15 protein-coding genes are annotated in these 13,784 nt (G+C 32.9%); 4 read left to right on the forward strand and 11 right to left on the reverse strand.

Going from position 1 to position 13,784, the window contains the following annotated elements:
- Positions 1–31: 31 nt before the first annotated feature.
- Entirely contained in the window at positions 32–682 is a 651-nt protein-coding gene (locus BN4220_RS01120) for a potassium channel family protein (protein ID WP_066712382.1), read from the forward strand.
- A 13-nt stretch (positions 683–695) separates the two neighbouring features.
- The gene (locus BN4220_RS01125) at positions 696–1,355 is read left to right on the forward strand and encodes a potassium channel family protein (RefSeq protein ID WP_066712385.1); all 660 of its coding nucleotides are present in this window, start codon (positions 696–698) and stop codon (positions 1,353–1,355) included.
- 211 nt (positions 1,356–1,566) lie between these two features.
- Here the strand turns inward: BN4220_RS01125 and BN4220_RS01130 are convergent, their stop codons facing one another.
- Positions 1,567–2,334, reverse strand: a complete 768-nt coding sequence (locus BN4220_RS01130) for an SDR family oxidoreductase (protein WP_066712387.1) — start codon at positions 2,332–2,334, stop codon at positions 1,567–1,569.
- A gap of 447 nt (positions 2,335–2,781) precedes the next feature.
- Between BN4220_RS01130 and BN4220_RS01135 the strand changes: the two genes are divergently transcribed.
- Positions 2,782–3,570 (forward strand): helix-turn-helix transcriptional regulator, encoded by a 789-nt coding sequence (locus BN4220_RS01135; RefSeq protein ID WP_066712391.1) that lies wholly within the window; start codon positions 2,782–2,784, stop codon positions 3,568–3,570.
- A gap of 182 nt (positions 3,571–3,752) precedes the next feature.
- On the opposite strand, the gene BN4220_RS01140 is transcribed toward BN4220_RS01135, so the two are convergent.
- From BN4220_RS01140 to BN4220_RS01185, 10 genes are all read right to left on the reverse strand, one after another.
- Positions 3,753–4,475: an alpha/beta hydrolase gene (locus tag BN4220_RS01140; protein WP_066712397.1), complete on the reverse strand. Its 723-nt coding sequence runs from the start codon at positions 4,473–4,475 to the stop codon at positions 3,753–3,755.
- A gap of 15 nt (positions 4,476–4,490) precedes the next feature.
- A complete protein-coding gene (locus BN4220_RS01145) occupies positions 4,491–5,576 on the reverse strand; it encodes an ABC transporter substrate-binding protein (protein ID WP_066712404.1) in 1,086 nt (361 codons plus the stop codon).
- A 131-nt stretch (positions 5,577–5,707) separates the two neighbouring features.
- The gene (locus tag BN4220_RS01150; RefSeq protein ID WP_066712406.1) at positions 5,708–6,478 is read right to left on the reverse strand and encodes an ABC transporter ATP-binding protein; all 771 of its coding nucleotides are present in this window, start codon (positions 6,476–6,478) and stop codon (positions 5,708–5,710) included.
- Between the two features lie 12 nt (positions 6,479–6,490).
- Complete coding sequence (locus BN4220_RS01155) at positions 6,491–7,543, reverse strand: FecCD family ABC transporter permease (RefSeq protein ID WP_066712409.1); 1,053 nt, start codon at positions 7,541–7,543, stop codon at positions 6,491–6,493.
- A gap of 354 nt (positions 7,544–7,897) precedes the next feature.
- Positions 7,898–8,308 carry a hypothetical protein gene (locus BN4220_RS01160; protein ID WP_148401673.1) on the reverse strand — a complete coding sequence of 137 codons (411 nt, stop codon included), beginning with the start codon at positions 8,306–8,308 and terminating at the stop codon, positions 7,898–7,900.
- 40 nt (positions 8,309–8,348) lie between these two features.
- On the reverse strand, positions 8,349–9,251 hold the full coding sequence (locus BN4220_RS01165; protein WP_066712418.1) for a sensor histidine kinase: 903 nt from the start codon (positions 9,249–9,251) through the stop codon (positions 8,349–8,351).
- Between the two features lie 185 nt (positions 9,252–9,436).
- Positions 9,437–10,234 carry an ABC transporter permease gene (locus BN4220_RS01170; RefSeq protein ID WP_066712421.1) on the reverse strand — a complete coding sequence of 266 codons (798 nt, stop codon included), beginning with the start codon at positions 10,232–10,234 and terminating at the stop codon, positions 9,437–9,439.
- Positions 10,227–11,147: an ABC transporter ATP-binding protein gene (locus BN4220_RS01175; protein ID WP_066712423.1), complete on the reverse strand. Its 921-nt coding sequence runs from the start codon at positions 11,145–11,147 to the stop codon at positions 10,227–10,229. Before BN4220_RS01175 ends, BN4220_RS01170 begins: the two co-directional genes overlap by 8 nt.
- Positions 11,148–11,295: 148 nt before the next feature.
- On the reverse strand, positions 11,296–11,976 hold the full coding sequence (locus tag BN4220_RS01180) for a response regulator transcription factor (RefSeq protein ID WP_066712426.1): 681 nt from the start codon (positions 11,974–11,976) through the stop codon (positions 11,296–11,298).
- A gap of 252 nt (positions 11,977–12,228) precedes the next feature.
- Positions 12,229–12,966 carry an FAD-dependent oxidoreductase gene (locus BN4220_RS01185; RefSeq protein WP_066712428.1) on the reverse strand — a complete coding sequence of 246 codons (738 nt, stop codon included), beginning with the start codon at positions 12,964–12,966 and terminating at the stop codon, positions 12,229–12,231.
- A 235-nt stretch (positions 12,967–13,201) separates the two neighbouring features.
- Here BN4220_RS01185 and BN4220_RS01190 point away from each other — a divergent pair, with 235 nt between their 5' ends.
- Positions 13,202–13,735 carry a TetR/AcrR family transcriptional regulator gene (locus BN4220_RS01190; RefSeq protein ID WP_066712431.1) on the forward strand — a complete coding sequence of 178 codons (534 nt, stop codon included), beginning with the start codon at positions 13,202–13,204 and terminating at the stop codon, positions 13,733–13,735.
- Positions 13,736–13,784: the final 49 nt, after the last annotated feature.

Below are 13,784 nucleotides of genomic sequence, written 5' to 3' on the forward strand. Positions count from 1 at the left end.
CAAATTTATTTGCCAGAAAGAGGTGAAAGCTATGAAAGTTATTGTCGTTGGATTAGGTAGAATGGGCACAGGCCTATCACTAAATCTTATTAAAAAAGGCCATAATGTTACGGTAATTGATTCAAATCCAGATGCATTTGAAGGTTTAGGAAAGAATTTCACTGGTACTAAAATTGTCGGAATTGGTTTTGACAGGGATGTTTTAAATAAGGCAAGAATTGATCAAGTAGATGCTGTTGTTTCTTGTACAGCAAGTGATGAAGCAAATGCTGTTATCGCTAGAATAGCTAAGAATATATATCGTGTGCCTCGAGTTATTGCAAGACTTTATGATGCTAGAAAAGCAGATATTTACCATAGAATAGGTATACAAACCATTTCCACTACAACTTGGGGCATTGAACGTGCTACTGAAATCTTAACATTTAATCAATTAGATAGCGTTTATGAAATGGGAAACGGAAGTGTAAACCTCGTTCGTATTGAAGTACCAGCCCTTTTAGTTGGTCATACGGTAAATGACTTAACTGCCATCGGAGAAATTCAAGTCATAACAATTAGCCGTAAGAACAAAACCTTTATTCCTACTCATGGTACGATATTGGAAGCGGATGATATTTTGTATCTATGCATTCTTACATCTGCTACTGATAAACTCAAAGCAATGCTAGGTCTATTATAAAGGAGGGATTTTGATGAAAGTTATTATTATAGGTGGAGGTCAAGTCGGATCTTATCTTGCCTCCTTATTACTCTCAAATGGGCACGATATCAAAGTGATTGAATACCGAGAACAAATCTTTACTAAGTTAGAAAATCAATTCCCTCAGGAAGTATTATTGTTCGGAAATGGTTCAGATCCACTAATCTTAGAAGAAGCTGGTATTGACTCAGCAAATGTTGTGGCTGCTGTTACCGGTTCCGATGAGGTCAATTTAGTGGTATCCACACTTGCCAAAATGGAGTTTGGTGTATCTAGAGTAGTGGCAAGAGTAAATAACCCTAAAAATGCTTGGCTATTTAACAGTAGTATGGGTGTAGATGTTGGAGTAAACCAAGCAGACTTAATGGGACATTTCGTTGTTGAAGAAATGAACTTAAAAGACATGTTCACTATCTTAAAGTTAAATCGCGGTGAATACTCCATTGTCTCAATGAAAGTGATGCAAAATGCGAAAGCTGCAAATAAACTATTAAAAGATTTATCCATTCCTAAGAAAACTGTTCTTATCGCTATTACAAGAAATGACTCCCTAATCATTCCAAAGGGCGATACACAAATCTTAGTAGATGATGATATATTAGTCTTAACCGATGAAGTTAGTAGAAAAGAATTAAATGCTATATTTGGTTAATCCTACAATGTTAATGATGCTCGGTTAATACGATATTGGGTTGATTTTTCAACTATTAGATTCATTCATAATTCGTTTCATAAAAAATAAAATAGAGGTGGTTGTTTTACTTAAGTTTAACAACTACCTCTATTTTTGATTTTGATTAATATCTATGTTACACTTCATTTTTAAATCTTATTATACCTATTGTAATCTTTTAAATAACTCCTTAAACAGTAGTCCAACCACCATCTACTTGTAGCAATTGTCCTGTTGTATAGGAAGATGCATCGGAAGCAAAGTAAATTAAAGCACCATCTAATTCACCTTCACGTCCTGGTCTACCCATTGGGCAAGTATTTTGAATTACATTGTTAATTGCGCCACTTCCAAGAATGTCAGCAGTCATTTCACTAGGGAAATATGCTGGTCCGATTGCATTTACTGTGATATTGTATTTAGCCCATTCATTTGCAAGTGCTTTTGTCATCATAAGTACCGCGCCTTTTGTAGTAGCGTAAGCGGATAATGGCAATCCTGGCATAGCAACAGTTGAGTGAATGGAACCTAGGTTAATAACTTTTCCATACTTTTGTTCTATCATAACTCGTCCAACTTCTCTTGCAAAATAAAATACACCATTGATATTGGTATCTATCATCTTTGTCCACAATTCATCGGAAGTATTTTCTGCCACATCTGCTAATCCTAATCCTGCATTGTTAACAAGGATATCGATTCTTCCAAAATGTTCTTTGATATCTGCTACTGTCTTTTTAATCTCTTCTGTATTAGTAACATCACATTTGTGAGTATAGCATTCTACTCCAAGTGCTTCTATTTCTTTTTTAACAGATTCTAGCTTTTCTACACGTCTTGCTACAATAGCTACATTTGCTCCTTCTCTCGCTAAAGCCAATGCAAACTGTCTACCTAATCCTGATGATGCTCCTGTAACTACTGCAATTTTTCCTTTTATATCAAATAATTTACTCATATGTAAATCCTCCTTATTAGTAATAGTTACCATTATTGTATCACTGTTTTTTGAAAATTCAAGAGAAATAAGTATTATTTTTGATTTTTTTGTTTATTTATTAAGATTTATTTTGAATATTCTTGCACTTCTTAAGATAAAAACTATTAATCTCATCTCTTTTTACGGTGTATGATAAATTCTTATTCCTTTACTTTTTAATAATTTACTCCTCATATTGATAATTGCATCGCTTAATAATAATTTCTTATAGTAATTGATAGATTCCTATTAGTTATTAATAAATTACTATGCTTATTGATAAATAACTTTCCTTATTGATAAATAATTTCCCTTATTGATAATTTTGTCATTTGATGATTTCTAGTTTTTATGGTATTATTTCAAGGTTAGTATAGGCTAACTATGTGCCAATATAAAAGTTTCGTTATTTTAGGGGGAATACTTGTGGAAAATTCATTGACCTTATTAAAGGATTTGGCAAAAGAATATGCGTGTAACTCCATAAATATAACAAATGTGAGTAAGTTTTGTAGGTTACCACACGAAAATCATATGCACTATTTGACAACGAAAGGTGCTTTTATTTTTCCCATCAGTGGAAAAGCAATTATTCACTTTGGTGATAGCGCCTATGTTGCTGAGCGCGGGAAAATGATTCACGGATGCCCTGGACAACAATTAGAATTTGAAGTTTTAGGAAACGAACCATTTCACCATATCAACTTATATTATGATAGTGATAGTAAAATCCTATTTGATATAGAACTTAAAGATTCAGAAAAGATAATAAGCCTCTTAGAAAAAGTTTTTGAGTTAAATCAAAAACGAACACTGAAATCAAGATATCAAGGGGAACAATTATTAGACCAAGCATTTGAATCTATCTTTGAAGATTATTTAAATAGTAGTATCAAAACCAACCAACAATTGATAAAAGAAGTGGTTGCTTATATACACAGCTCTTATAATAAAGATATTACTTTAAAAACTTTGGCTGAATATTCTGGTAAAAAACCAGATCAACTTAGTTATTTATTTTATCAATACATGGGGATTCGACCTATTAATTACCTTATAAAATACCGTTTAGAACAAGCAATTGAACTATTAAAAGAAGAGGACTATACCGTCCAAGAAGTTGCGGCGTTAGTGGGTTATTCAGATCCATTATATTTTAGCCGGATTTTTAAGAAGCATGTTGGTTATTCTCCTAGTCAAGTGAAAAATGGATGATTTCTATATTCCAATGTTTATTTTATCTGTATGTTTATACAGATGACAGATTAATATATACTTTATATCTTAATATTTCAAAAAAAAGAGGAGTCTATTGTAAAACCATTTAAGTTTTACAATAAATCTCCTCTTTTATTTCTATAACTGATCAACGCCTTATTGTTAATCTTATACTATTTCTAAATATTTTTAAGGTTCTCATTTAACCATAATAATGCATTCCTATATCGATCATACGTGTGATCATGATGCCCACCTTCATCCCAAGTAATCGTTACACTTGCGGAGCTTAAATCAGATACTAAGATGTCATACATATTTTTTGTAAAGGTCACCGCATCCTTTTTAATATCCTTATGTCCTACACCTTCACGGTCACCACTTGACATATAAATCTTCCCATTACGATTGCAAATAGAATGCTCTTTCGCATATGAAACAAAATCTGGATACCAGAAAGAACCTGACATACTCGCTACGCATCCAAAACTGTTTGTGTTATAGGCTGCATAAAGAGAAATAAGTCCACCAAGGGAATATCCTGCAATCCCTGTTGCTTCTGAGGATGTGATTGTACGATATTTTTCATCTACCGCTGGTTTTAGCTTTGTTTCAATAAATGATAAATACTCATTTCCCTCTCCACCAAAGTTAGGGAACTTAGGATGTAGAGATGGACTTGGCCAAGGTGTCAATTCATTTAAACGATTTCCTGAAATAATGCCCACAATAATATAAGATACTTCCGACAAAAAATCCGCCTCTTTTAATAAAGAATATATAGCTTCATCACCATGTAAATAAACCACTGGATAAGATTTGTCTTCATTTTCATAATTGTTTGGCAGAAAGACAAAACATTGTCTTTCTGCAATTGTAGTTAATTCAATATTATGCTTCAAAATAGACTCCTTATATTAGTAAATAAAATCATATAAAGTTTCTAATGTATCGAAAATTCTTACACCATAATCCATTAATTCATCATAGCCAATCTCGATAATTTTTTCATTAGCAATCGCAGGCACAGACTGAATTGTTTCATCATTTAAAAGACTTTCAACTGCAATTGGATCAGTTTCTGCATTACGGTCAGAATTAATATAAACAATTATATCAGGATTAAGCGCTACAAGGTTCTCGCTTGTTAATGAACTTGTACCAGTTTCTAATACGTTTTCAGCATTGATTGTTTTTAACATTTCACTCTGAAGAGTTGAGTTAGCACCAAAAGTGTTAAATGTTCCATCTACATAAGTTACCATAAATAATACTTTTACAGGTTCTGTTTGAGATTGGTTGGATACCTTTTCTTTGATAGTATCTAAACGTGTTTGTAAAGAATCTGCATAAGCATCCGCTTTTTCAGATACATTGAAAATTTGACCGATGTTACGAACGTCTAAAATAATGTTATCAAGGGATTGATCAATTACAAAGTTACTTGCAAGCTGAGTATAAACATTGATATTCATATCATTTAAATCTTTAATTGTACCCATAGATTCATCTGTAAATGGCATAGAACGTCCAAAAATCAAGTCTGGTTCTGCACCAATAATAACTTCTTTTGACATACTCTTTTTATCACCAAGCACTGGAAGTTTCTCGTAAACAGATGCCCATTTTTCATCAGGAGCATTGTCAGGCTTTAAAATTCCAATGATTTTGTCTTCAAGACCAAGTTCTAAGAGTAAGTCAGTTGAAGATGGATTATTGGTAATTACTCTAGATGGAGCTTCTGTAAATGTCTGAGTATACTTCTCTCCGTCTGGTCCATAGATTTCCATTGTTAAAGGATATACGGTTTCGCTAGAATCTGTATTATCAACTGTTTCGTTTGATTCTCCTGCTGTAGCGTTTTGATCTACTGGTTGTTCTGTCACTGTATTATTAGAAGCATCATCTTTTGATGTATCTTGATTTGCTGTTTTTGCACAACCTGTTGTTAATAATGCAAGTAATAAAGCAGATGCCGTAAATTTATAAATATTTTTCTTCATAGTAATCTCCTTGTCCTTTTTGTTTAAAATTATTTTAAGTTCTTTGTTTTATAGCTTTGTTTATATCCACTTAACCCACGCAATACAAGGATGTTTAACCTTCACTTTAAATCAATAACTTCCTTGATGCGTTACATCACTGGTGGATAATAACTAATTAACAACCCGTTAGTATTCGGTGCTTTAAGAATCTCACAATCAATATCATATACTCTTTTTATTGTCTCTTTTGTTAAAACTTCATCTGGTTTGCCTTGTGAATCAATCTCACCATCTTTTAATAAATATAAGTAATCGCAGAATTGAGATGCCAGCGTTAAATCATGCAATGCAGCCAATACGTTAATCCCTAACCCCTTTACGATAGATAAAATTTGTAATTGATACCTAACATCAAGGTGATTGGTTGGTTCATCTAAAATTAACAATTTAGGTTCTTGGGCAATTGCTCTAGCTAACATAATACGCTGCTTTTCCCCACCTGAAAGTGAGGTATAGCTTCGATCCCCGTAATGTTTCATTCCTACCTTCTCAAGTGCTGAGCTTACAATTTCATAATCCTTAGAACTTTCGGTCTGTAGCATATTTAGATGAGGAGTTCGTCCCATCATTACGATTTCTCTTACGGTAAAATCAAAGTTTAAATTATTAAACTGTGAAACTACCGCCATCTCTTTTGCTAATTTCTTGTTTGATAACTGCGTGGAATCTTTTCCATCAAATAAAATGATTCCCCCACTTGGTTTTAAAACTCTGTATATTGAGCGCAATAAAGTGGACTTTCCACTACCATTTGGACCAAGTAGAGCAACAAAAGAATTATCACTTGTGCTTAAAGAAACTTTTTTGACAATTTCTTTTTCACCAAGATTTACACATAAATCTTTTACTGTTAAGTCCATAAAAACCCTCCTCTAATTGTTTGATCCAAATCCATAACCTCTCCTTACTAAAATGTATACAAAGAATGGTGCACCTACTAAAGCAGTAATAATTCCAATTGGTAACTCAACATTCTTTATGAGAATTCTTGCAATGGCATCCGCCCACATTAAAAATATTGCTCCCGCAAGTAAGGAAGTTGGTATTAGTCTTCTATGGTCTGCACCAACTAAGGAACGAACAATATGAGGAATAATCAGTCCAACAAAACCAACAATACCGCAAGTAGAAACAAGTATACCGGTAAGTAATGAAACAACAACCATGTAGATTCTTCTGTATAAACTTAAATTAATTCCCAAAGTAATGGCTGCTTCATCACCGGCTAACATGGTGTTAAGAACACGATATTGAGAAATAAAAAAGATACTACATAACACCACAGCAATGATTGGAAGTAAGATATTATCCCATTTTGCACGTGTTAATGAACCCATTGTCCAGAATTTAATGGACATCGTACCTTCCGAATCCCCAGCTAAGGAAATGATGAAGTTGGAAATTGCACTAAACAATGCATTTACAACCATTCCTGATAGTACTAGTTTTACAGAGGTCATACGGTTTCCATAAGAAGCTAAGGATAATACAGCTACAGTTGCTGCAATAGATCCTACAAAAGCACCAAAAGCAGTTCCTATTCCAAAACCAATAAATATTGAGAAGGTTGCTCCAAGGGATGCACCGGAGGAAATACCTAATATATAAGGTTCTGCCATAGGATTTTGTACCGTGGCTTGCATAACTCCACCACATAGAGCAAGACCAGCACCAACAAATAAAGAGAGCAATACTCTTGGAAAACGAATCTTCCATATGATATTCATTTCTGCATCTGTAGGAAGATTGGCTGCACTAGGTGATATTCCAAATAATTTTTCTAAAATTATGTGGTACGTGCTACTTGGTGATATCTTCATTGCACCCAAACATAAAGTGAGTAAAAAAGATAACCCCAAGATAATAAGTAAACTTATTATGACCAATCGAAAACGTCCTGCAGAAACTTTTGATTTATCTGCCATAAAAACAACTATGCTCCTTTCAAAGGAAGTTGAAAAACTTGTCCTTCAACCTCTTTCCCAAAGAATTTTCTTTGGTTAGTTTATGCTAACTAAACTAGATAATACATTTATTTTTCTTCCATTGGAATGGACAATTATTAAAAATATGGACAATTATTAAAAGTAATTTAAAATAAAAAGGCAATCTTTATGAAATGACCCCCATAAGTTAGATTTTTCAGGTCTAACTTATGAGGGGCACCTCATTATTCTAGGATTGCCCTTTTAAGTATTTTATATAAACGAAAAGACTCTGTCATTAATGAAAAAAGTTGATTTATTTTAAGGTTCATCTTATGAAGCTAACTATTAATTCTAACCTTTTTCACTCACTAACCAATCTTTTGCTGTTTCCATATCCGTATGAAATAAGATTTGACTATATAGAGGGCTCCCTCCCTCCTTTAGAAGCTTTAATATTAATTTTTGCACTTTTCTATTACAACCTACTATCGCTAATTTCCAGATTTTAAAACTGATACGTATGATATGATCCACCAATTCTTTTACCATATCCGTGGTTATATTTGTCTCATATAAATCCAAAAGAATACAACGTTTATCGCTTGGTTGCTTATGTAAAATAAATTCTTCTTCTTTCATAATCATATCTTTTAGTGCATCCATATCATCAAAAAAGCTACCATATTTCAGCGGTCTTAATATCCCGCCTTTAAAATAATATGGGCAATTTGCGCCACTTGGGGAGTAGGTTACTATATTCATACTTTTCACCTCATTTACAATTTTTTGATTCAATACCAAATTAATTCTTGCCTTGAAATAAAGGTAATCCAACAAGAATTTCTAGCTCTCTCTCTTTTAAATTTGCAGTAACGAAACCTCCCATTTGTTCCGTAAGCAATTTAACGATAGACAACCCCAGCCCTGTCGTCTTACTTCTTGATTTATCCCCAGTGTAAAAACGTTCAAATAAACGATTCATATCAATATTAGCTTCTTTATCCACAAAGTTCTTAAATAAAATAACAGCCTTATCATTATTCTCGGTAATTTTCACACCGATATTTCCTCTTGCGTGAAATACACTATTTCGTATAAGGTTTTGGATAATTCGTATTGTCATTTCTTTGTCTATATAGGAATATACAGGTTTATTATTCTCATATTGGACAAGTAAGTTCTTCTCCTCTAACATTGCTATTGATTCTGCAATACATTCCGTCATAAGATTTGTCAAATTAATACGCTCAAATTTAGGTTTTATATCTATATTTAAAAGATAGGAATATTCGAAAAAATGTTCAATTAATGTGCCCAATTCATCTGCATGTTTTTGTGCGACTACTAGTTTTTCGTGCTGCTCAAATGTCAGTTCACCTTTTTCCATCAGCTGTTGATATCCCTTAATGGCGGTAAGTGGAGTTCGCAAATCGTGAGATATATTTGCAATCATCTCTCTAAAACGCTTTTCCTCCTGAAGACGCTCAAGGCGAAGGGTCTCCTCCGCCTTAAAACATTGATTGATATTCGCAACCACTTTATTAAGTTCATTGTTAATTAAGCCTAGATGGATTGGCTGACGCAACTGTTTTGTTATACGCTTATTTAGTTGCTGATTAATTTTACGTAATTGCAATTGCAATGAGAAGCAATATAAAACCAATATCATAATAATTACGCTCAAAAGACCAACTACAATTATCATCTGAATCCCCATTCCTACGCACGTTCTTTGTGCATAACAAGTTTGTGGTGCGAAAGCACAAACTTGCGTGGGAAAATTGGCTTAATTTTACACACTCCCCCACCCCTGTTCCTTTATTAATATTTATCATTCTTTAATGTATTACAACGATAGATTCAACCATACTGTAAATAATGGGACATTCGCTATTTTAATTCCATTTTTTGAAACGCACCAATTGTAATCATTAGTATTACAATCAAAAAGATTACGCTAACACCAATTGCCCTTATAACATCTCCAATTCCTGTATCAAGAGACATCATTGCGTAATTACCTCCATAGGGTGTAGCATCAAATATATGTTTAAATACCCGTGATTTTTCTCTAAGTCCCGCCAACTGCCCACAAAGGAATGATAAGCCATAATAAATAGCAACTACAAAAATAGGTTTCTTTAATATAAGCGCTAAAGGAATACATATGCTTAATTGAGCCACATATACAAAAAGTAATGTCAACATGAGAACTACTAATTTCCCAATCTCTGAAAAAGGGAGCTCAGCATTACTAGTGGTTGTTAATAAGTTTAGAAAACCTAATGCCACAGAACCCATATCATATTCGTGATTTAAAGCAATTCCAACTCCTGTTACAACTGCATAAGGTAGTAAAAGAAGCGCTATAGAAATACTAAATATTATCGTTTTAGATAAGATTACTTTTGTTCTGCTATAACCATTCGTGATGGCATCATGGATCGTTTTATTTTCAAAATCTCCACTAATAATAACTCCCGATATAACCGCACCTAAAATACTTATCATACTCATATCCGATAGTAAAAAACCAATTCCAGACATACTTACATCCATCTTACCTAGTGATATCAATGATGCAATTATGCTCATAATAACTGCACTTACTGTAGTAATTCCTAACAACACTTTGAATGAGAAAGTTTTTTTAAGTTTATATAATTCAGCATGAACTAAATTAATCATTGTCACTACCTCCCACAATTGAGATAAAATAATCTTCTAAGGTATCACCTTCGTTGGAAAGGTTCGTAATAATAACTTCATTTTCAAAGAGCACTCTTGAAACCCTCTCTTTTTCATTCAGATAATCATATAATTTCACTGATTTATCTGGCATAACAATGTAGTTGTTGGTATTTAATTTTAGTTCTAGAATGCTAGCTAATTTTTCTGTTTGTTCGCAACGTATCAGCAAATGATGTTTACAATGTTCCTCTAGCTGTGCTAAAGTTATGGTTTGTTTCACCTCTCCTTTATGAATAATAATATAATCGGTGGCAGTTTGATATAACTCAGGCAAATTATGACTTGAAATTAAAATTGTCATCTGTTTTTCTTCACATAGTTTTATTAATAAATTACGAATTTCAACAACTCCAATTGGGTCAAGCCCATTGATTGGCTCATCCAATATAAGTAACTCAGGATTTCCTAGTAAAGCAACTGCTATTCCTAAACGCTGTTTCATACCAAGTGAGAAATTTTTAGCCTTCTTTTTACCAGTGTCAGTAAGCCCTACCAATTTTAAAAGCTCTTCTTCGATTTCTTTGTTTGGTATTCCTCTCATAATCCTATGTAACGTTAAATTTTCTTTTGCAGTCATGTTCGGTACTATGCTTGGATATTCAATCATACATCCAATTCTTTTCCGTTCTTCTTGTAATTCCTTTAAACCAGATTGTCCAAATAACTCAATACCTCCACTAGTAGGAAAACTAAGGCCAGATATTAAACGCATAAGTGTTGTTTTTCCTGCCCCATTTTGACCAATCAAACCATATATCTTTCCTGCTTCTAAGGTAATAGAAACATTATGCAAAGCATTTACGCTATGATAGCTTTTTGTTAGATTTTTTGTTTTTAAAATATATTCCATCTTCCCCTCCATTCTGTCCAACGCCAGCTCTATAAATAAATGCACTTTTTGCCGTCTGACATACCTTTTTTCTTTCTAACTACAGTGTAAAACATAAAGGTTTAGAAAAGGTTAAGTATAAATAAAAATAGTTTAGAAATCGATAATTTTATACCTTAAATAATCGATACCCTAATCCCCAAACCGTTTCAATATATTCCTGCTTCTCATTTACTTTCTTTAATTTAGAGCGCAAATTACTGATATGGGTTTTTACGGCATTATCATCCCCTAAGTATTCTTCCTTCCAAATTGACTCATAAAGATTTGACTTCGTATAAACCTTTTCGCGATGCAGCATAAGCATCTCTAAAATCAAGTATTCTTTTGCGGTTAGCTCAAGCTCCAATCCATTCACTACCACACGTTTCGAATTAACATCAAGGACAATATCCTTATAGCTATATACATTACTCTCTTGTATCTGTTTCTTCCCACGCCTTAAATTTGATTCAACCCTTGCCACGACCTCTCCTAAATCAAAAGGTTTCGTAATATAATCATCCGCACCTAGTTTTAACAAATCAATTTTGATGCCAACGATATCTTTGGCTGAAATAATGATAACAGGAATTTCTGAAAAACTTCGCATTTCTCTTAAAATCTGATCTCCACTTTTGTAAGGAAGCATAATATCAAGTATTACAAGATCATATGAATTATCTTTTATTTCATTCATTCCATCGATACCACTATAAACAGAAGTTGTATTATATCCTGCATCGGATAAAGCTTCCGCTAGCATTAAATTAACATCTTTACTATCCTCGATGATCAAAATTTTCTCCATAATATCTCCTTACTTCATCCGTTTTTATATTTATAAATGTATCTCAAACACATATCTCTTATAATACATATATGTATCAAATCCTAAATAAAATTATATACATTTTAACATTTATTAGCAATATATGTATAGAATTGCATTCAATTATAGATGTGATTATCTGTCCAAAAATAAAATGGGACCGTCGCAAAATAAAATTTTATATTTTGCGGCAGCCCCATTAAATATATTTCAAATTGAAACAAGGCAATATTAATTTTTATAACCTTCAAACGTATCACTAATAATTCTCTTTTTCTTAACGCCTTTTGATTTTAATAAATCTATCGTTGATTGTAAGACTGTTGGTGCTCCTGAAACGTAGTAATAAGCAGTATTGTCATATTTCTTAGCTAACTCTGCTAACTTTTTCTGAGTTTCCTCTGGATTTCTAGTTTTATGTAATGTCATCGCAGCATTATTATTCGTTATTCTTTCTATTTCTCCGTTAAATAAGTAATAATTAGTTGCAGCATAAACAATCTCAATTGGCCGACTCGTATCGTTCTCTAATTGTTTTAGTAGTCCTCGAATCGGTGTAATCCCAACACCACTAGCAAATAAAACAATAGGAGATGTGTTATCTTTAACTAAGAACCAGCCAAAAGGTCCTACCATTGCAACACTTTCACCTTTCGTCATTGTAATTAATTGCTTTTTATAGCTACTAGGTTCTTTTCCCGTTCTTGTTCCAAGCAGTAAATATCCTTCTTCTGGGATGGATGCAACTGAAAAGATTCTATAATCACTTCCTTCAATCGCTTTTCCAGGTAGTTTAAATATCGCATGTTCACCGGGCTTCCAAGTGACCCCTGGCTCTGTTCTTAATTTGATTACAAAATAATCTTCAAACGGATTTTCTATGGAATCTATTTTTGCTGTTGTTTTTTTTGTTATCCCTTTAAAGTATTTAATTTTAGAGACTAGCTCTAATGTTTTCTTAATCCCCATAATTTTTCACCTACTTTCTTATAACAGATGTACACGTAGACTCTACTAAAGTACTCCTGCATTAATAATCGTTTTATCTATTCTCTCATTTGTTCATTTAAATTTAAGTGTAACAATCCTTGACACATGTCAGGTTATGATATATGATTCTATCAGCAACCATGACACGTGTCAATGTTGTTTCAATAAGTCTTACATTTACTTCATATTGTCAACTTTTTAAGGAGGCTCCATCATGTACATCGGTAACAATCCAACTGCTCTTCGTTCTATGGAGTGGTTTACAGACGCTATTCTTCAATTAATGCACGATAACGATTATTCAAAAATTAATATAAAAGACATTTGCAAGAAGGCCGATTTATCCAGGCAAACTTTCTATCAGTTTTTTTCTTCGAAAGAAGATTTAATACGTTTTTGCATTCGTGAACATTTTCTTTGCTGGGATGCAATTCCTTGTGTAAACAATTTAAATGAAATTTCAGAGCAAATGATTAAGCATATATCAGATAACAAAGAGTTTATTCAATTATTATCAAGACATCACCTTGGGCACATTTTAACCGAAGAACTCTCTAAAAACCTTACGATAATTGCAGATAAAATCGACCCGAATCGAGACCCAAAAACAAAAGAACTAGCCCATGCATTCATTACGGCTGGATTATCCAATACATTCCTCGTATGGGCAAATTCTACTAATATTACAGAAAATGAGCTGATTCATCTGCTATTTATGATTCTAAAGGGAAGATATTTTAAGATATAATCAGTTTGCCTAAACTCAAATACTCATATAAATGAAAAATGGTGCCAGC

Source organism: Clostridium sp. Marseille-P299 (genome assembly GCF_900078195.1).
Lineage (GTDB): Bacteria > Bacillota > Clostridia > Lachnospirales > Lachnospiraceae > Lachnoclostridium.